Source organism: Haladaptatus halobius (assembly GCF_020618475.1).
Lineage (GTDB): Archaea > Halobacteriota > Halobacteria > Halobacteriales > Haladaptataceae > Haladaptatus > Haladaptatus halobius.
The window spans coordinates 1,231,719-1,248,081 of record NZ_CP085335.1 but is presented as its reverse complement, the minus strand read 5'-3'; the positions used below and the strand labels follow the sequence as shown (position 1 = coordinate 1,248,081).

The window sequence follows — 16,363 nt, the reverse complement described above, 5'->3', positions numbered from 1 at the left end:
GATGCTCCTAGCCATACAGGACTCGCCTGGCAGGGGAGCCTGAGCCAGCGCACGGGGAGGTGAACAACCTATGCCAGTATACGTCAACTACGACGTCCCAGCCGACCTTCAAGACCGAGCGCTCGAAGCGCTCGAAGTCGCACGGGACACGGGAAGCGTAAAGAAAGGAACGAACGAGACGACCAAAGCAGTCGAACGAGGTAACGCAGACCTCATCTACGTCGCCGAGGACGTCCAGCCCGAGGAGATCGTCATGCACCTGCCTGAACTCGCCGACGAGAAGGGTATCCCCTTCGTCTTCGTCGAGACGCAGGACGATGTCGGTCACGCCGCCGGACTGGAAGTCGGCAGCGCCGCCGCGGCCATCGTCGATGCGGGCGAGGCCAGCGAGGACGTAGACGACATCGCCTCGAAGGTCGAGGAACTGCGGTGAGGTGGTAGACGATGAGTGCTGATGAGACCGGACAGGAGGACTCCACCTCCGCCGAGGTCATCGAAATCGTCGGCAAGACTGGAATGCACGGCGAGGCCATGCAGGTCAAGTGCCGCATCCGAGAGGGCGAGAACCAAGGGCGCATCATCACGCGCAACTGTCTCGGCCCCGTCCGCGAGGGCGACGTGCTCCAGTTGCGCGAAACCGCACGCGAGGCGGACTCCATCGGAGGACAATAATGCCACAGACGCGAGAGTGTGACTACTGCGGCGACGACATCGAACCCGGCACGGGAACGATGTTCGTCCGCACGGACGGAACGACCATCCACTACTGCTCATCGAAGTGCGAGAAGAACGCGGACCTCGGGCGCGAACCCCGCGACCTCGAATGGACCGAGGAAGGCGCCGGTGGTGGACAGGAATGAGCGAGCGAACCTTCGTGATGGTCAAGCCCGACGGCGTCCAACGCGGCCTCATCGGGGAGATCGTCTCCCGATTCGAAGACCGCGGTCTGAAGCTCGTCGGTGGGAAATTCATGCAGATTGATCAGAAACTCGCCGAGGAACACTACGGCGAGCACGAGGGCAAACCCTTCTTCGAGGGACTCGTGGACTTCATCACCTCCGGACCGGTCTTCGCGATGGTCTGGGAAGGTCAGGATGCGGTCGCCCAAGTCCGGACGATGATGGGCGAAACTGACCCCGCTGAGTCCGCGCCAGGCACCATCCGCGGCGACTTCGGACTCGACCTCGGTCGGAACGTCATCCACGGCTCGGACACCGAGGAAGGTTCCAACGAACGAGAGATTTCGCTGTTCTTCGACGAGGACGAGTTGGTCGACTACGAACGAGTCGACAACGAGTGGCTGTACGAGTAATCAACTACTGACGGTCGCTTTTTTTCCTCTTCGATACAGTAGCTGAGAGTACGGGTCGTTTTGCGGCAATTATTTCCTCTATCCGCCACATCACGACAATCGGTATCCTACCACCTCCCGAGAGGGAGAAATCGTGAGCGACACCGAATCATCCGAAACCGGAGCACACGAACATCACGAACATCACGACGTAGAGGGGCCGGGGTACGCCACGCCGCAGGCGGCCATCGAACAGGCTGAACGCGAGAAGATCGCCTACGTGCCGTCGCTGTACGTCGGCACCGACGTGGACGCACCGGATTTCCTGTCGGTGGTGGACGTCGATCCGAACTCCGATACCTACTGCCGAGTCATCGACAGGGTGGAGATGCCGAACAAGGGCGACGAGTTACACCACTTCGGCTGGAACGCCTGTTCGTCGTCCTGCCACGTCGAGGGGTTGGAACGCCGCCACCTCGTCGTCCCCGGCCAACGGTCGTCGCGACTGCACATTGTGGACACGAAGAACCGCGAGAACCCGGAGATAGTGAAGACCATCGAACCGGAGGAGGTGTACGAGTACGGCCTCTCGGCACCGCACACGGTTCACTGCATTCCGGACGGCGAGATTCTCGTCTCGATGCTCGGGAACGAGGACGGCGACCTGCCGGGCGGATTCCTCGAACTGAACGACGACTTCGAGATCGAGGGACGGTGGGACGCGCCGGGCGAGATCGACATGAACTACGACTTCTGGTACCAGCCCCGGCACAACGTGATGGTCTCCTCGGAGTGGGCCGCGCCGAAGACCTACTACCCCGGCTTCGACCCGGCGGACGTGGAGGCGGGTGACTACGGCCGTAAACTCCACTTCTGGAACTGGACGAACCGAACCGTCGAGCAGACCATCGACTTGGGCGAGGAAGGCATGATTCCGCTGGAAGTCCGATTCCTCCACAGCCCCGAGGCGGTGCACGGCTACGTGGGGGCGGCGCTTTCGTCCAACATCTTCCACTTCTACGAAGACGACGATGAGTGGCACGCCGAGAAAGTCATCGACGTCGAGTCCCGCGAGCACGAGGACTGGGACATGCCGGTGCCGGGGCTCATCACCGACCTCGTCGTCTCGATGGACGACCGCTACCTGTTCTTCGGGAACTGGCTCCACGGCGACGTGCGAATGTACGACGTGAGCGACCCGAAGAACCCGCGCCTCGCCGACCGACTCTGGGCTGGCGGACTCTACGGGCCGCGCCATCCGACCGGCGACGACGACAGACCGGTCGTTGCAGGGCCGCAGATGCTCCAGTTGTCCATCGACGGCGAGCGCCTCTACTGGACGACCTCGCTGTTCTCCACGTGGGACAACCAATTCTTCCCGGAGGAAGGCGAGAAGGGCTCCGTGATGCTCAAAGCCGACGTGAACCCGCGGAAGGGGACGATGACCCTGGACGAGGACTTTCTCGTGGACTTCGGCGAGATGCCGAACGGACCGGCGAGAGCGCACGAGATTCGGTGGCCGGACGGCGACTGCACGAGCGACGTCTGGCAGTGAGCCACCGCCACCGAGTCGAACTCGTCCGGCGCGACGGACGGAGCGAAATCATTCGCGCCGACGGTGACGAATCGATACTCGAAGCGGCGGAGAGAGCGGAAGTCGGCCTGCCCTTCGGCTGTCGAATCGGCGCGTGTGCCACCTGCACCGGCCGACTGCTCGACGGTCGGGTCGAGCACGCGCGACCGCCGAACGCACTGAAACCGAGGTTTCTGGACGAAGGGTACGTCCTACTTTGCATCGCACGAGCGCGGGCAGATTGTCGAATCGAAGTCGGCGTCGACGTGCAGACCGACCTCGTTACGAATCCGTGGAAGTAGCGCAAAACGCGACCGCAGATTAGACAACGCTATTTATATCGACTACCAAACAGTTTGACACATGGACACGGACATCACCCGACGAGCACTCGTCGGGGCGATCCTCGGCGGAAGCGCGGTCGGCGGGTCACTCTCGCCGGTCCGGAGCTATCTCCGCCGATTCGCACCGCTCAGCGGAACGGCGTGTGACGGCGCGACCGACTGCACCGACCGGCGCGTCGAAAGCCCCTACGGGGCGGCGAAACTTCGGTACGACGAGGACGACGTGCCGAACATCACGGCGGACGACGAGTGGGCGCTCTACTTCGCGGTGGGGTACGCACAAGCCAGAGACAGACTATTCCAACTCGAGCGTCAAGTTCGAGCGAGCGGGGTTGGACGAGAGCTACTACCCCCGCGACTGGGTGTTGGCCCACTTCCGGGGGAAACGGTGGTTCGGGAACGAGGGCAGGAACGCGGCGATGGTTCGCGCCCCCCGGACGGCCCTAAAGCGGATCGAGGAGGAGGGGTACGAGACGTACGGTGACTACAACACCACTCGCGCCATCACACACCCTTTCGACCAGTCGTTCCTGAACTACCCCCACCTCCCGACCGACGGGTCGAGTCACACCATGAACAACTACCGGGTGAGTCCGCCGCCGGGAGTAGTTGGCGGATGATCTGCCCGGTGGGCGGCGAATCGGAGGCTATCCTGCTGGGGGCAATTCGGACGATTACTTCTCCGAGCACTACCGCGACCAGCTGCGAGCGTGGGCGAACACGGAGTACAAACCGATGACGCGCGAGATTCGCGGTAACGTGGCCGTCACGTTCGAAGGTGAGAACCGATGAGCCGACTCGACGAATTTCGTGGATACGGCGTTCGGTGCTGGGCGCTGGTCGGTCTCGGCGCGCTCCTCGGCCTCACCCTCGCGTGGCTGCACTGGCTCGGTCTGCTGGTCGGCGGCGCGCTCGTGAGTCTCCCGACGGCGAACCGGAAACGCAGGGTTCTCGCCGGACTCGGATTCGGCGCGCTGGCGCTGCTGGTTTTTGCGGGACTGCTCGCGCTGCGCGCGGCGCTCGTTCCGGCGGTCGAAATGGGCCAGATCACCGCGCTGACCGCGGCGATTCCGCTCGCCGCGGGTGCCATCGGTGGACTGGCGCGGGCGTTGGTCTGAACGCTCGGTCGAACCGTCTCGGAAGGTTTCGGTCGGCGCGAGCGAATCGGGTTCGCGCGAGTAGTTGCGCCCAGTCGTCGGCGCGCACCGACTCGATAGCGAAGCCGGCGTTCTCGGCCATCGCACGCAGTTCGTCCGATCGATAGAGCGTGAACCGGCGGTCGTCATCGTCGTAGGCGGTGCCCTCCCGCTCGCCGCCGCGCTTGATCGAGAGGTGGACGACGCCTCCGGGCGGAGGACGCGCCGGAACTCCGAGAAGGTGGCGGGAGCGTCTTTCGAGGAAGTGGAGGAAAGACGCAGACGCCCACAGGCCGTCGAAAGAATCCGCGTCGATGACCCGCGGTACGGCTCACTTCGATTCCGTCAGGAGCAGGTACACCAACAGCACGAGCAGCGAGACTTCCGAGACGATCGTGACGAACTCCACCGGGCCGGCGAGGAGGTGGTCGAGAAGAAACGGCAGAAGCGGGCCGGTGTGCTGCGTTCCGGGGCCGAGCAAGAGCAGCGGTCGGTGTCCGCCGACGTGCCACCCGAAGTAGCCGACGATGTAGACGACCATGAGTGCGATTCCACCAACGTACAGGGGTCGGCGATCGGCTCCCGCCGCGGCGAGAAACAGCGCGATGATCATCGCGGCCCCGGAGATCACGAACAGCGGCCACCGGAGGTCGCGCGGAACGAGGAATCCGACCATCATCCATCGAGCCCAGTTCAGCGTGCCCAACGAGAGGTGAATCACCGCGACGATGACCGCTAGTTGTGCGGCGACGAAGTGAACCGGCGAGATGGTGTCGGAATCCATCAGTACGACTAGGGGTGTGACGGGTTAAAGCGATTCATACCTACGACCCCGTGGACGGTTCCGCTTCGAGCCTCTCTGTCGGTTTCCCAGCCGAGGGTGACGAGCGCTCGTACAGTCGCTCGCCGGTAACGTTCGGAGAAATGCACCGGACGGGATTTGAACCCGTGCCATGAGCTTGGAAGGCTCAGGTCCTGCCACTAGACCACCGGTGCGCGGTGCTCACTTCGCTCGCACCACCACCGAGCCTCACTTCGTTCGTGAGACACCGATGCAATTGGCGGTGCGGCGAATACGAGTGTATTTCCGGATTGTGCGCCGCGGCTTAAGGGTGTTACTGTTTTCGCCCGCGGACTTCGGCGTAGCAGTTCCCGCTCGACACCGACACGTCGACCGGAACCAGCGCGCTCTCCGTCACGTCCTCGCGAAACTCCTCCGGCGAGTAGATGTGGTAGAACCGCGGCACTGTCTCGCCGCCGGGGAGCGTCCAATCGACGGTCGTGTCGAACCCCTCCTCGCGGTCGAATCGGTCGTGCGCCGTGCTCCACGCGCTCACCAGCGCGACGCCCTCCCGGCCGAGCACCCGGGCCAACTCGTCCAGACTCCCGAGGCGGGCCTCCCGGGTGGGGAGGTGGTGTAGGGTCGCCACGTACACCGCGAGGTCGACGGACTCGTCCGCGAGGGGCAGGCGCGCCGCGTCGCACTGCACCAACTCGACCTCGAACGCTCGCTCTCGTGCGCGGACCTGCGCTTCCGCGAGCAGACCCGCGCTCGCGTCCGCGCCCACGACGCGCCGAGCGTTCGAGGCGAGCACCTCCGCGTGCCGCCCGTTGCCACAGCCGAGGTCGAGCGCGGTGTCCGCCTCCCGACCGTCGAGGAACGACTCGACTTCGGGCCACGCGTACTCCCGCGTGCTGGCGAAGTGGGCCGCGATGCGGTCGTAGGTCGCCCGCACCTCGCGGCTGGTCGGTTCCATACCCGAACTCTCGCGCCGGACGCCAAATGTCCTACGGGTGAACGACGTGTTCGAGTGCGAGAAAGACGACGTAGGCGATGGCGAACATGGCCGTCGCGTGTTTCGCGCCGTCTTTCACGCTCCCCTCGCCCATCTTCCCCGCGACGAATCCCGAGAAGAGCGCCTGCACCAGCGCGGTGTGGAAGAACACGAGGGTGTAGGCGTCGATATCGACCGCCGCGACGTTGCCGAGCCCGCCGATGCCGATCGGCCCGCTTCCGCCCGCGTCCGCGGAGGGTAGGTTCTTCAACGCGGGGACGAGGATGCCGGAAAGCGACGCGATGATGAACAGGAAGACGAAAAACGAGAGGTAGATGATGACGAGGTAGGTCGCCATCTCCTGTCGGCGTTGGCGCTTCAACCGCCGACTGGCCTGCGCGTCGTCCACCGCGATACGGAGCACGCGTCCGATGTCGCCGCTCGCGTGCATCGCGTTCGCCACGAGCGTCACGACGCGCGTGATGGTCGGCGTGTCGATCCGGTCTTCCAGCCGGCGGAGCGCCGTCGCCGCGTCGGTTCCCCACTCGACGTCGCGCCACGTGCGCCGGAGTTCCGCGTTCAGCACCCCGAGGTCGCTGTCGGCGACGCGACCGAAGCTCTCGACGACGGTCATCCCCGCCTCGTTGACGCTGGCGAGCCAGTCGAGCAAGTCCGGAACCACCGCCTCGATGCCGGCGCTTGAGTTCCCGGACGACGGCGAACGTCGCCAAGACGAACAGCGCGGCCTGCGCCACCGCGTCGTCCGCAGACGCGAGCGTGGCGGTTCCCGCCGCGACTTCGGGGCCGAGACGAACGAGTACGGACAGGACTGCGAGCGGTATCGTCAGGTAGAGCACCGCAACCGGCTTCTCGCGCACGGTTCGGAAGGGGTCTTCGAGGGCGTTCCTGACGCTTTTGAACCGGTCGAACGTTACCAGTCGCTCGGCGTTCGTCGTCGCAACTCCACCGTCGCTCACGGCTCGCCCCGCGTCCGGGTCTGCCGCCCGGCGAGCGTCGATCGAGCCGTTTTCGATCAGTTCGCGTTCGTCCCGGCTGATACGTAGCGATTCCGTGATGCTGTCGAGGTAGACGACGAAACCCTACGTTACCGAGCGGGATCAGGAGGTAGGCCATCAGGTGGAGAAACGAGAGCGTGTCCGCGACGCCCATCAGTCCGATGACGACGAGGATGGTGATGAACAGGAGGGGGCTGACGACGAACAGCGAGACGTACCCCTCGGCCAGCGTCGCCAGCAGTTCGAGAAACGCCTCCTGTTCGGCCTTCGCGTCCTGTCGGTAGCGTTCGTACTGCTCGTGGAGGTACGACGGGAGGCTCTGGCCGCTCTGGAGCACGCTCGCCAAATTCTCGCCGAACTCCTCGAACTTCTCGCTCGGCGACTGGCGCGACATCTGACGGATGGCCGTCAGCATGTCGAGACCGAACAAATCCATCGCCTTCACGCCGACCGCGACCTCCTCCGCGGCCTCGCCGTACACGTCTCGATTGCGCGCCAGCGTTCGCATGATCTCGGGAAACGCCATTCCGCTCCGCGAGAGGGCGTAGACGAACGCGACGGTTCGTGCGAGGCTAGCGTCGATCCGTATCGCCCGGGCGCTCCCGCGGTGTGACGGCGTCTCCCACCGTAGCCAGTAGGTCGTCGCGCCGCCGAGCAGACCGACGGTCGCGCTGCTGAACAGCAGGAGGACGAACAGTTCGCCCACGGTGAGAGCGGGGACGGAGAGGACGTTCGAGAGGAATCCGAGTAGCGACGGGAGCGTCTCGCGAATCGTCTCGGGCGACACCGTCAACACGGCCAGCACCAGTCCGACGAGATAGACACCGAGGATACTCCCCGTCACCGCCGCGAGCGTAGCGTACACCCACGTTTTCGAGGCGTACAGGCGGTACGTCTCGCCGACGTGGGCCGGCCGCAGGAGGTCACTTCGTTTCGAGCGACGCCGCCCGCTGGTCTGGACGTAAGTTCCGAACGCCTGCAACGCGACTCGCGTGACGGTTCGGTAGGCCGTCCTGCTGACGGGCGACAGCGCGACGGGCGCGAGCAGAAGGAGCGCGAGGACGAGCGGGACGAAGTTCAGCAGTCCCATCAGTCGAACTCCGAAACCTCGATGTCGGTGTTTCGCTCGACCGTCTCGACCACGCGGTCGGGGTCGGCGTAGTACTCGTTGACCATCGGGGTGAACCGGCGATAATCGGTCACGTCGTTCTTGCGGAGATATTGGAGGACGAGCTCTCGGTCGCGCAGTTCGTCGCGGAGGACGCCTTCCGCGGTGTTATCGCCCATCTCGCGCCGGTAGATGAGCGACTCCCGCAGGTCGGAGAAGAGGCGGTCGAGTAGGTCGGCTTCGAACTCGTCCAGTTCGGGTTCGACCACGTAATACAGGTGTTCGTTCGCGTCCGGGTCGTAGTAGATGGTGACGAACGCGAACGGCGCGTTCACCCAGTAGCGTTCCACTTCCCGGTAGCCCGGCACGCCCGCGAACGTGATGAGCGAACCGTGCGCGTCGGGGTCGTAGTCGCCGACCGATATCGTCGAACTGTGAAACATCTCGGCGGCTCGGCGAATCGTTCGCCGGAATTCGCGGACGCGGACGGTCAGTTCGTCAAGCTCCAAACTCGACATGCGCCTTCGATAGCGGTTAGGCGCACGATTCCGGGTCGGGGCGTTTCTGTCCGACGCGTGACACGTGCTTTCGTCACGCCCTTTGTAGCACGAGTATTTAAATCAATGGCTGGATAGTTTCAACTCCAAAATGAATATCGGCCGTCGGTGATGGATCGCCTCTCCGAACCGTCAGGCGAGTATCGTGCCATCGTTTCGTACTTGCGCTCGCGTGGCGTTACGTTCATGAGACGCGAGAACGTAGGCGGAGATACGGAATGAGGCGCGACTACTTCACACTGGAGGTCGAAAACATCAACTGGGTCGAAGCGAATGGGACGCCCCGCAAACCGACGGTGCTCATCGATTTCGAGGGGCCGTCTTCGACGCTCCGCGAACGACTCTCGGGCCCCGATGGAGACCTCCTGGACGCCGACGAGACGGACGTAACTTTCCGCCTCCAAGCCAGTATCGACGACCCCGACGCGACCGGCGTCGTGAGCGTGACGAATCGCACGACAGGCGATTTCATACTCGAACTCAATCAGGAAGCGGCGGACGTACTTAGATTCATCAAAGCCGCCCGCGCGTACGGAACCGAAACCGACGACACGGAAGGACGGTACCACGTCGATATCGCCATCAACGGCGACCACGTGGTCTCGTACGAGAAGGCGACGTTCCTCATCTACAACAGCGAGGGCAACCTCCTCCGCCAACACAGTCTCATCCCGAGCGGTGTCGAACTTTAAACTTTTTTCGCGCAGTCAGAACAGCGGGGGGATGATGTCCATCGCCACCGCGGCGAGGTAGAGACCGGCGAGGGCTGCGAGGGCGACGAGGAGTCCGATGAGGTAATCGAACAGGCCGGTCGGCGTCGTCAGCTTTGGCAGGTTCATGTCAGTCCCTACGCCGGAGAGCCGCTTATTTTTATTGGGGGACGCGTCGAGAATCGAGTGAACCTAAGTATCCGGGAACGAACCACTCCGTATGAAGCTGTTCGGAACCGCGGGCATCCGCGGCAACGTCGTCGAGCGAGTGACGCCCGAACTCGCCCTCGCGGTCGGTCGAGCCGCGGGACGGCCGGGTGAAGAGTTCGTGGTCGCCCGCGACGGGCGCGAAACCGGAGCCGCGCTCGCCGCCGCGATGGAGGCCGGACTGGAGAGCGCGGGTGCGGACGTTCGCCGCGCGGGGATGCTTCCGACTCCCGCGCTAGCGTTCGCTTCGCGGGGTCGTCGCGGCGTCGTGCTCACGGCGAGTCACAACCCGCCGACCGACAACGGCATCAAACTGTTCGACGACGGAGTGGAGTACGACCGCGCCGCCGAGCGCGAGGTGGAATCGCGCGTGGCGGACGACAACTCGCCCCTCGCATGGGACGAGTGGGGTTCGAGCACCCGCGAGAACGTGCTCGACGAGTATCGGGACGCCGTCATCGAGTACGCCCGAGAGCACGGCGCACCGCTGGACGTACTCCGAATCGCGGTCGACTGCGGAAACGGGATGGGAAGCCTCGCCGCGCCGCAGGTGCTTCGCGCGCTGGGTGTGCGCGTGGTCACGCTCAACGCGAACGTGGACGGGCATTTCCCCGGGCGGGCGAGCAAGCCGACGCCGGAGACGCTGACCGACTTCCAATCGTTCGTCGCGGACGACGACTTCGCGTTCGGGCTGGCCCACGACGGGGACGCGGATCGACTCGTCCTCGTCAACGGCGACGGAGAGTTCGTCCACGAGGACACCGTCGTCGCCATCTTAGCGGAGCACTACACGCGAGAAAGCGACGCCTCTGATCCGGTCGTCGTGACGACGCCGAACGCATCGGCGCGCATCGACGAGCGCGTTCGAGTGGCGGGCGGCCGCGTCGAGCGCGTGCGACTCGGCGCGCTCCACGAGGGCATCGCGTCGGCGCTCGAAGCGGGCGACGACACCGAAGTCGTGTTCGCCGCCGAACCGTGGAAACACATCCACACGCAGTTCGGCGGCTGGATAGACGGCGTCACCAGCGCGGCGGTTCTCGCGCGACTCGTCGCCGACGCGGGCGGCGTCGAACCGCTCCGAGGCGAGGTGACCGAGCGCCCGTATCGAAAGGTGAGCGTCGACTGTCCGGAGGTCGCGAAGGAAGATGCGATGAAGCGAGTCGAGACGACGATTCCGGAGCGATTCCCCGAAGCGACGGTGCGAACCGAGTACGGTGTCCGGGCCGAACTGCCGGACGGGTCGTGGATTCTCGTTCGGCCGAGTGGCACCGAACCGTACGTCAGAATCTACGCCGAAAGCGAGGACGTGGACGAACTGGTCGCCGACGCGAGGGATATCGTCATGAGCGCAGTGGCGGGTTCGAAAAAGTAGCTCCTCACGCCCCTGAAACCCGTATTCTTCGCGAATCCAGACGTGAAGCGACGGATTTATCACAAATAACTTGTCTGAATTACGCGTAGATGACGAACATCGACAAACGGCGACGGAAGGTGGTGCAGACGGGTGGCGCACTGGGTATCGCCGGATTGGCTGGCTGTATCAGCAGCCCTGGAGACGGTGGCGGTAACGGCGACGGAACGTCCACCTCCGGGGACGGTACCAAGACGAGCAGTTCGGGCGGCGAGAGCGACACCAACGTCGGGATGGTGTACGCGACCGGCGGACTGGGTGACAACTCGTTCAACGACATGGCTCACGCGGGCATCAAGAAAGCGAAGCGAAAACTCGGCGTCAAGTACCAGAACGCGGAGCCGGGCTCACCGAGTGACGTGGAAAACCTCCAGCGACAGTTCGCGCAGTCCCAGAACCCGGACTACGAACTCGTCTGCTGCATCGGGTTCGTCCAGACGAACTCTCTGCTGAAGAACGCACAGCAGTTCCCCGACCAGAACTTCATGCTGGTCGACAGCGTGGCGGAGAAGAAGAACGGCGACCTCGTGAAGAACGTCGCCAACTACGTGTTCAAGGAGCACCAGGGATCGTTCCAGGTCGGCCACCTCGCCGGGCTACTGACCCAGCAGAATTTCAGCGCGGGTGGCGGCAAGACGAAATCGGGCAGGAAGGTCGTCGGCTTCGTCGGCGGCGAGGAAGTCCCGCTCATCAAGAAGTTCGAAGCCGGATACAAGGCCGGCGTCGCCCGCGCGAGCGAGGATATCGAGATTCGCACCGCCTACGTCGGCGCGTTCAACGACCCGGTCGCGGGGAAGGAAGCCGCGCTTTCGATGTACGACAACGGCGCGGACATCATCTACCACGCGGCCGGCGGCTCCGGAACCGGCGTGTTCAAGGCCGCCCAAGAGAAGGGTCGGTACGCCATCGGCGTCGACAGCGACCAGTCGAAAGCGAAGGGAACGGCGAAGTTCAGCGACGTCATCCTCGCCAGCATGGTCAAACACGTCAATGAAGCCGTGTTCCGCTCCACGAAGCACGTCGTCAACGGCAACTTCAAAGGTGGGTCTGTCAACACGCTCGGCCTGAAAGACGGCGGCATCGAAACGGTGTACGGTGCCGACCTCGGGTCGAAGATTCCGGACGACGTGAAATCGAAGATCAAGAAGTCGCGGAAGGCGATCGTCGACGGCAAGATAGACGTGCCGACGAAAGTCAAGAACTAAGCGCAAAACCCGCGCGTTTAAACGGGTAGGATAGAAACCCAGACGTAGATGAGCCGGGCGGTACACCTCAACGGCATCACGAAACGATTCCCAGGTGTCGTCGCGAACGACGACGTGAACTTGACCGTGGAGTCGGGAACCATCCACGCACTTTTAGGTGAGAACGGAGCCGGAAAGACGACGCTGATGAACGTCCTCTACGGGCTGTACCAGCCGAACGAAGGACAAGTGGTCGTCAACGACGAACCGCGCGAGTTCGACTCTCCGCGCGATGCCATCGAGGCTGGCGTCGGGATGATCCACCAACATTTCATGCTGGTCGATACCCTCACCATCGCGGAGAACATCGTCCTCGGAAACGAGCCGCGAAAGTGGGGTGGACTGGCGATGGATAGAGACCGCGCCGTCCGCGAGGTGCGCGAACTGAGCGAGCAGTACGGCTTCGACGTCGACCCGAACGTCCTCGTCGAAGACGCGAGCGTCGGCGTTCAACAGCGCGTCGAGATTCTGAAGGCGCTGTACCGCGGCGCGGACGTTCTCATCTTGGACGAACCGACCGCCGTGCTCACCCCGCAGGAGATAGACGACCTGCTCGCAGTGTTGGACGAACTCACGGCGCAGGGGAAGAGCATCATCTTCATCACGCACAAACTCGGCGAGGCGATGGACGCCGCCGACCGCATCACTGTCCTACGGGACGGGAAGAATGTCGGGACGGTCACCACCGACGAGACGACACGCGAAGAGCTCGCGGAACTCATGGTCGGACGCGAAGTCTTGCTCGAAACGGAGAAGCCGCCGAGCGACCCTGGTGACACCGTCCTCTCGGTCTCCGACCTCCGGATGACCGACGAACGGGACGTGGTGCGGGTGGACGGCGTCGAGTTCGAGATTCGACGAGGCGAGGTGTTCGGCGTCGCGGGCGTCGACGGAAACGGCCAGTCGGAGCTCATCGAAAGCATCACGGGTCTGGGGAGACCTGACTCGGGCCGAATCGAGTTCCTCGACAGGGACGTGACTCGGACGACGCGCCGGGAGCGAATCGACGCCGGGATGGCCTACGTTCCCGAAGACAGACAGGAGCGCGGATTGGTCATGGAGTTCGACCTCGTGGAGAACGGGTTGCTGGGAAGCCAGCGCTCCGAGCCGTACTCGCAGGACGGACGCATCGACTGGAACCGAACGCAGACCCACGCTGAGGACATCATCGAGGAGTACGACGTTCGCCCGCCGGACGCCGACGCGACCGCCGAGTCGCTCTCCGGCGGGAATCAGCAGAAGTTCATCGTCGGTCGGGAATTCTCGCGCAACCCCTCGCTGGTCGTCGCCGCCCATCCGACGCGGGGCGTGGACGTGGGTAGTATCGAGTTCATCCACGACCGATTGCTTGAACTACGTGCCGAGGGTAAGGCCGTTCTCCTCGTCTCGTCGAAACTGGACGAGGTGCAACAGCTCTCCGACCGACTGGCGGTCATGTACGAAGGCGAGATAATGGACATCGTCGACCCCGACCGAGTAACCGAGGAGGAACTCGGCCTGTTGATGGCGGGCGAACGTCCGGAGGACACGCCTAGCATCCAAGGTGAGACGCCATGAGCGCGTGGCGAGAGCGAACCGAGATGGCCCTCGAACGGCTCGTGGCGGCGTCGGGCGTCGAGCGCGTGCTCATCAGCCTCGCGGCGCTCGTGATGTCGGTTTTCGTCGGCGGAGTCGTCATCCTCGTTTCGGGCTTCGTCGCAACGTGTTCCAACCCCTTCCTCGCTGAGAAACTGCTCATAACCATCCCCGGAACCGGAGGCTGGGGCGTCGTACTCCCACTTCCGGGCTCGTTCTGCTACGACCCGGTTCAAGTGTACAAATACCTGTTCGTAGGCGCGTTCGCAAACCCGCAGCAGTTCTCGCTCGTTCCGTTCGACCCTGCGATAAACCAGTTCAGTCTCGCGGTGACGCTACGGCAGACGACGATGCTCCTCCTCACTGGACTGGCCGTCGCAGTCGCGTTCCGCGCTGGGATGTTCAACATCGGAACGCAGGGTCAACTCGTGCTCGGCGCGCTCGGCTCGGCGCTCTCCGTGCTCTGGGTCGCCCCGTACGTCCCGAGCGGGATCGCCGGCGGTATCGTTCTTATTCCGGTCGGGCTGCTCGCCGGTGCGCTCGTCGGCGGCGGGTACGGCGCGATACCGGGGGCGATGAAAGCCTACGCCGACGCGAACGAGGTCATCACGACCATCATGCTCAACTTCATCGCGACGGGTATCGCGTTCGTGCTCGTCTCGGAATACTTCAAGAATCCCGCGAGCCAGACCGTCGAGACGCGCCCGGTTCCGGGGTACGCGGTTCTCTCCCCGGTCATCTTCCCCAGCCAGTCGTCGTTCTCGCTCCTCGTCCTGCTCGGGGCGCTCGCGCTCGCGGTGGGGATCTACTTGCTCTTGCACCGAACCGCGTTCGGGTACGACCTCAGAACCAGCGGAATCCAGCCGGAAGCGGCAGAATACGGCGGCGTGGACGCGAACCGAACGATGGTGTCCAGCATGGCGCTTTCGGGCGCGATCGGTGGCATCGGCGGTGCGGTGTACGTGCTGATGATCCTCAATCGTTTTCAGGCGGGCGTTCCGTCCTACGGGTTCGACGGTATCACCGTCACGATTCTGGCGGGGAACAATCCGTTGGGCGTTCCGCTGGCCGCGCTTCTGTTCGGGATGTTGAAAAGCGGCAGTCTCGCCATCGACTTCGCGCTCGGCGTGCCGAAACAGCTCGTCGGCGTTCTACGCGGACTCATCATCCTGTTCGTCGCTATGCCGGAGTTCTTCCGGATGGTCGGCAAGCGCGTCGTGACGACCGACGAACACGGGGCGGTGGCCGCGGACGGTGGCGCTCCGATCGAAGGAGGTGAGAGCGGTGAATAACCGCCTCCTACTGACCGCGACGTCGCTCGTCGCTGCGGTGGTCGTCGGCGTCGTCGGACTCCTGTTCCCGAACAGCCCGCTCGGTCAGATCGTCGGAACCATCGACGCGAGCTACGCGAGCGCCGCGCTCCGATTCACGGTTCCCATCGCGTTCGCCGCGCTTGGCGGCATCTTCGCCGAGAAGAGCGGCGTCATCAACATCGGACTGGAAGGGCTGCTCATCATCTCGGCGTTCACCGGCGTCGCGGTCGCCGACGCGCTGGCCGGCCCGGCCGGAGCCACGCAGACGACCCTCTGGCTCGGTTTCCTCGCTGCAGTTCTTTCGAGCACCCTCCTCGCGCTCCTGTTCGCCGTCGTCTGTATCGAGTTCAAGGCCGACCAGATAATCGCCGGGCTCGCGGTGTGGCTCATCGCGCTGGGGCTCGCACCGTTCGCCAGTCAGGTCATCTGGGGAAGCATCAACAGCCCGAGCGTCGGTACGCTCGCTAACTGGCACGTTCCACTTCTCGTCAAGATACCGGTGCTCGGTCGGGTTCTCTTCGACGCGAACCCGACTGTGTTCATGCTCCTCGCCGCCGTCCCGCTCACGTGGTTCGTTCTGAACGAGACGGCGTTCGGGCGGTGGGTCAAAGCCAGCGGCGAGAATCCGATGGCGCTCGACACCGTGGGCGTTGACGTGCGTCGCGTCCGGTACGCGAGCGTATTACTCTCCGGCGTCCTCGCCGGAATCGGTGGCGCGGGGCTGTCGCTCGGGCAGGCCGGGCTGTTCAACGGAAGCGGTACCACGATGGTCGATGGCCGCGGCTGGATCGGCATCACCGCCTACCTGTTCGGGAACTACAACCCGCTGGGTGCGTTCGGCGCGTCGTTCCTCTTCGCCAGCCTTGACGCGCTTCAGTTGCGACTCCAACAGACCGGTTTCGACGTTCCCGACGCGCTCATCGGCATCATCCCCTACGTGACGGTTATCGTCGTACTGACATTCGTCGGACGAACGCGCACTCCGGACGCTGCGGGCGAACACTACAAATCCGGCGAGGAGTGAGGCGGAGGGCGGTCGTCCGCTACTATCGGCGTTCGATTTTCGTCCGGTGTTTCGGTCGTCTTTCAAAGTGAGGTCGTCG

22 protein-coding genes and 1 tRNA gene are annotated in these 16,363 nt (G+C 64.0%); 16 read left to right on the top strand and 7 right to left on the bottom strand.

Features of this window, described 5'->3' with window-relative positions; genetic code table 11:
• Window positions 1–70 precede the first annotated feature (70 nt).
• The 10 genes from rpl7ae to LIW51_RS06950 all read left to right on the top strand — a co-directional run bounded on the left by rpl7ae (window position 71) and on the right by LIW51_RS06950 (window position 4,326).
• Window positions 71–433 carry a 50S ribosomal protein L7Ae gene (gene rpl7ae / locus LIW51_RS06995; RefSeq protein WP_227376482.1) on the top strand — a complete coding sequence of 121 codons (363 nt, stop codon included), beginning with the start codon at window positions 71–73 and terminating at the stop codon, window positions 431–433.
• A gap of 11 nt (window positions 434–444) precedes the next feature.
• Window positions 445–672, top strand: a complete 228-nt coding sequence (locus tag LIW51_RS06990) for a 30S ribosomal protein S28e (RefSeq protein WP_227376481.1) — start codon at window positions 445–447, stop codon at window positions 670–672.
• Window positions 672–860 carry a 50S ribosomal protein L24e gene (locus LIW51_RS06985; RefSeq protein ID WP_227376480.1) on the top strand — a complete coding sequence of 63 codons (189 nt, stop codon included), beginning with the start codon at window positions 672–674 and terminating at the stop codon, window positions 858–860. Before LIW51_RS06990 ends, LIW51_RS06985 begins: the two co-directional genes overlap by 1 nt.
• On the top strand, window positions 857–1,312 hold the full coding sequence (ndk, locus tag LIW51_RS06980) for a nucleoside-diphosphate kinase (protein ID WP_227376479.1): 456 nt from the start codon (window positions 857–859) through the stop codon (window positions 1,310–1,312). The genes LIW51_RS06985 and ndk overlap by 4 nt, the downstream gene beginning before the upstream one ends.
• A gap of 133 nt (window positions 1,313–1,445) precedes the next feature.
• Window positions 1,446–2,846 carry a selenium-binding protein SBP56-related protein gene (locus tag LIW51_RS06975; RefSeq protein ID WP_227376478.1) on the top strand — a complete coding sequence of 467 codons (1,401 nt, stop codon included), beginning with the start codon at window positions 1,446–1,448 and terminating at the stop codon, window positions 2,844–2,846.
• The gene (locus LIW51_RS06970; protein ID WP_255767345.1) at window positions 2,843–3,166 is read left to right on the top strand and encodes a 2Fe-2S iron-sulfur cluster-binding protein; all 324 of its coding nucleotides are present in this window, start codon (window positions 2,843–2,845) and stop codon (window positions 3,164–3,166) included. The genes LIW51_RS06975 and LIW51_RS06970 overlap by 4 nt, the downstream gene beginning before the upstream one ends.
• Window positions 3,167–3,227: 61 nt before the next feature.
• Window positions 3,228–3,692 carry a penicillin acylase family protein gene (locus LIW51_RS06965; RefSeq protein WP_227376477.1) on the top strand — a complete coding sequence of 155 codons (465 nt, stop codon included), beginning with the start codon at window positions 3,228–3,230 and terminating at the stop codon, window positions 3,690–3,692.
• Window positions 3,628–3,828, top strand: a complete 201-nt coding sequence (locus LIW51_RS06960; protein WP_227376476.1) for a hypothetical protein — start codon at window positions 3,628–3,630, stop codon at window positions 3,826–3,828. The genes LIW51_RS06965 and LIW51_RS06960 overlap by 65 nt, the downstream gene beginning before the upstream one ends.
• Window positions 3,818–4,000 (top strand): penicillin acylase family protein, encoded by a 183-nt coding sequence (locus LIW51_RS06955; RefSeq protein WP_227376475.1) that lies wholly within the window; start codon window positions 3,818–3,820, stop codon window positions 3,998–4,000. The genes LIW51_RS06960 and LIW51_RS06955 overlap by 11 nt, the downstream gene beginning before the upstream one ends.
• Window positions 3,997–4,326, top strand: a complete 330-nt coding sequence (locus tag LIW51_RS06950) for a hypothetical protein (protein ID WP_227376474.1) — start codon at window positions 3,997–3,999, stop codon at window positions 4,324–4,326. The genes LIW51_RS06955 and LIW51_RS06950 overlap by 4 nt, the downstream gene beginning before the upstream one ends.
• 349 nt (window positions 4,327–4,675) lie before the next feature.
• Here the strand turns inward: LIW51_RS06950 and LIW51_RS06945 are convergent, their stop codons facing one another.
• From LIW51_RS06945 to LIW51_RS39885, 6 genes are all read right to left on the bottom strand, one after another.
• Window positions 4,676–5,128 carry a hypothetical protein gene (locus LIW51_RS06945; RefSeq protein ID WP_227376473.1) on the bottom strand — a complete coding sequence of 151 codons (453 nt, stop codon included), beginning with the start codon at window positions 5,126–5,128 and terminating at the stop codon, window positions 4,676–4,678.
• A 141-nt stretch (window positions 5,129–5,269) separates the two neighbouring features.
• Window positions 5,270–5,340, bottom strand: a tRNA-Gly gene (locus tag LIW51_RS06940).
• Between the two features lie 119 nt (window positions 5,341–5,459).
• Complete coding sequence (locus LIW51_RS06935; protein ID WP_227376472.1) at window positions 5,460–6,101, bottom strand: class I SAM-dependent methyltransferase; 642 nt, start codon at window positions 6,099–6,101, stop codon at window positions 5,460–5,462.
• Between the two features lie 31 nt (window positions 6,102–6,132).
• On the bottom strand, window positions 6,133–6,789 hold the full coding sequence (locus tag LIW51_RS06930; protein WP_227376471.1) for a type II secretion system F family protein: 657 nt from the start codon (window positions 6,787–6,789) through the stop codon (window positions 6,133–6,135).
• A complete protein-coding gene (locus LIW51_RS06925) occupies window positions 6,750–8,225 on the bottom strand; it encodes a type II secretion system F family protein (RefSeq protein ID WP_227376470.1) in 1,476 nt (491 codons plus the stop codon). The genes LIW51_RS06930 and LIW51_RS06925 overlap by 40 nt, the downstream gene beginning before the upstream one ends.
• Entirely contained in the window at window positions 8,225–8,761 is a 537-nt protein-coding gene (locus LIW51_RS39885) for a hypothetical protein (protein ID WP_227376469.1), read from the bottom strand. The genes LIW51_RS06925 and LIW51_RS39885 overlap by 1 nt, the downstream gene beginning before the upstream one ends.
• 257 nt (window positions 8,762–9,018) lie before the next feature.
• Between LIW51_RS39885 and LIW51_RS06915 the strand changes: the two genes are divergently transcribed.
• Window positions 9,019–9,492, top strand: coding sequence for a DUF5793 family protein (locus LIW51_RS06915; RefSeq protein WP_227376468.1), 474 nt, complete (start codon window positions 9,019–9,021; stop codon window positions 9,490–9,492).
• A gap of 15 nt (window positions 9,493–9,507) precedes the next feature.
• Here the strand turns inward: LIW51_RS06915 and LIW51_RS38450 are convergent, their stop codons facing one another.
• Window positions 9,508–9,639 carry a hypothetical protein gene (locus tag LIW51_RS38450; protein ID WP_255767338.1) on the bottom strand — a complete coding sequence of 44 codons (132 nt, stop codon included), beginning with the start codon at window positions 9,637–9,639 and terminating at the stop codon, window positions 9,508–9,510.
• Between the two features lie 91 nt (window positions 9,640–9,730).
• Between LIW51_RS38450 and LIW51_RS06910 the strand changes: the two genes are divergently transcribed.
• The 5 genes from LIW51_RS06910 (at window position 9,731) to LIW51_RS06890 (ending at window position 16,284) form a co-directional block, all read left to right on the top strand.
• A complete protein-coding gene (locus LIW51_RS06910; RefSeq protein WP_227376467.1) occupies window positions 9,731–11,089 on the top strand; it encodes a phosphohexomutase domain-containing protein in 1,359 nt (452 codons plus the stop codon).
• A gap of 89 nt (window positions 11,090–11,178) precedes the next feature.
• The gene (locus LIW51_RS06905; RefSeq protein WP_227376466.1) at window positions 11,179–12,333 is read left to right on the top strand and encodes a BMP family lipoprotein; all 1,155 of its coding nucleotides are present in this window, start codon (window positions 11,179–11,181) and stop codon (window positions 12,331–12,333) included.
• A 48-nt stretch (window positions 12,334–12,381) separates the two neighbouring features.
• Entirely contained in the window at window positions 12,382–13,929 is a 1,548-nt protein-coding gene (locus LIW51_RS06900) for an ABC transporter ATP-binding protein (protein WP_227376465.1), read from the top strand.
• Entirely contained in the window at window positions 13,926–15,239 is a 1,314-nt protein-coding gene (locus LIW51_RS06895) for an ABC transporter permease (protein WP_227376464.1), read from the top strand. The genes LIW51_RS06900 and LIW51_RS06895 overlap by 4 nt, the downstream gene beginning before the upstream one ends.
• Window positions 15,232–16,284 carry an ABC transporter permease gene (locus LIW51_RS06890; protein ID WP_227376463.1) on the top strand — a complete coding sequence of 351 codons (1,053 nt, stop codon included), beginning with the start codon at window positions 15,232–15,234 and terminating at the stop codon, window positions 16,282–16,284. The genes LIW51_RS06895 and LIW51_RS06890 overlap by 8 nt, the downstream gene beginning before the upstream one ends.
• Window positions 16,285–16,363: the final 79 nt, after the last annotated feature.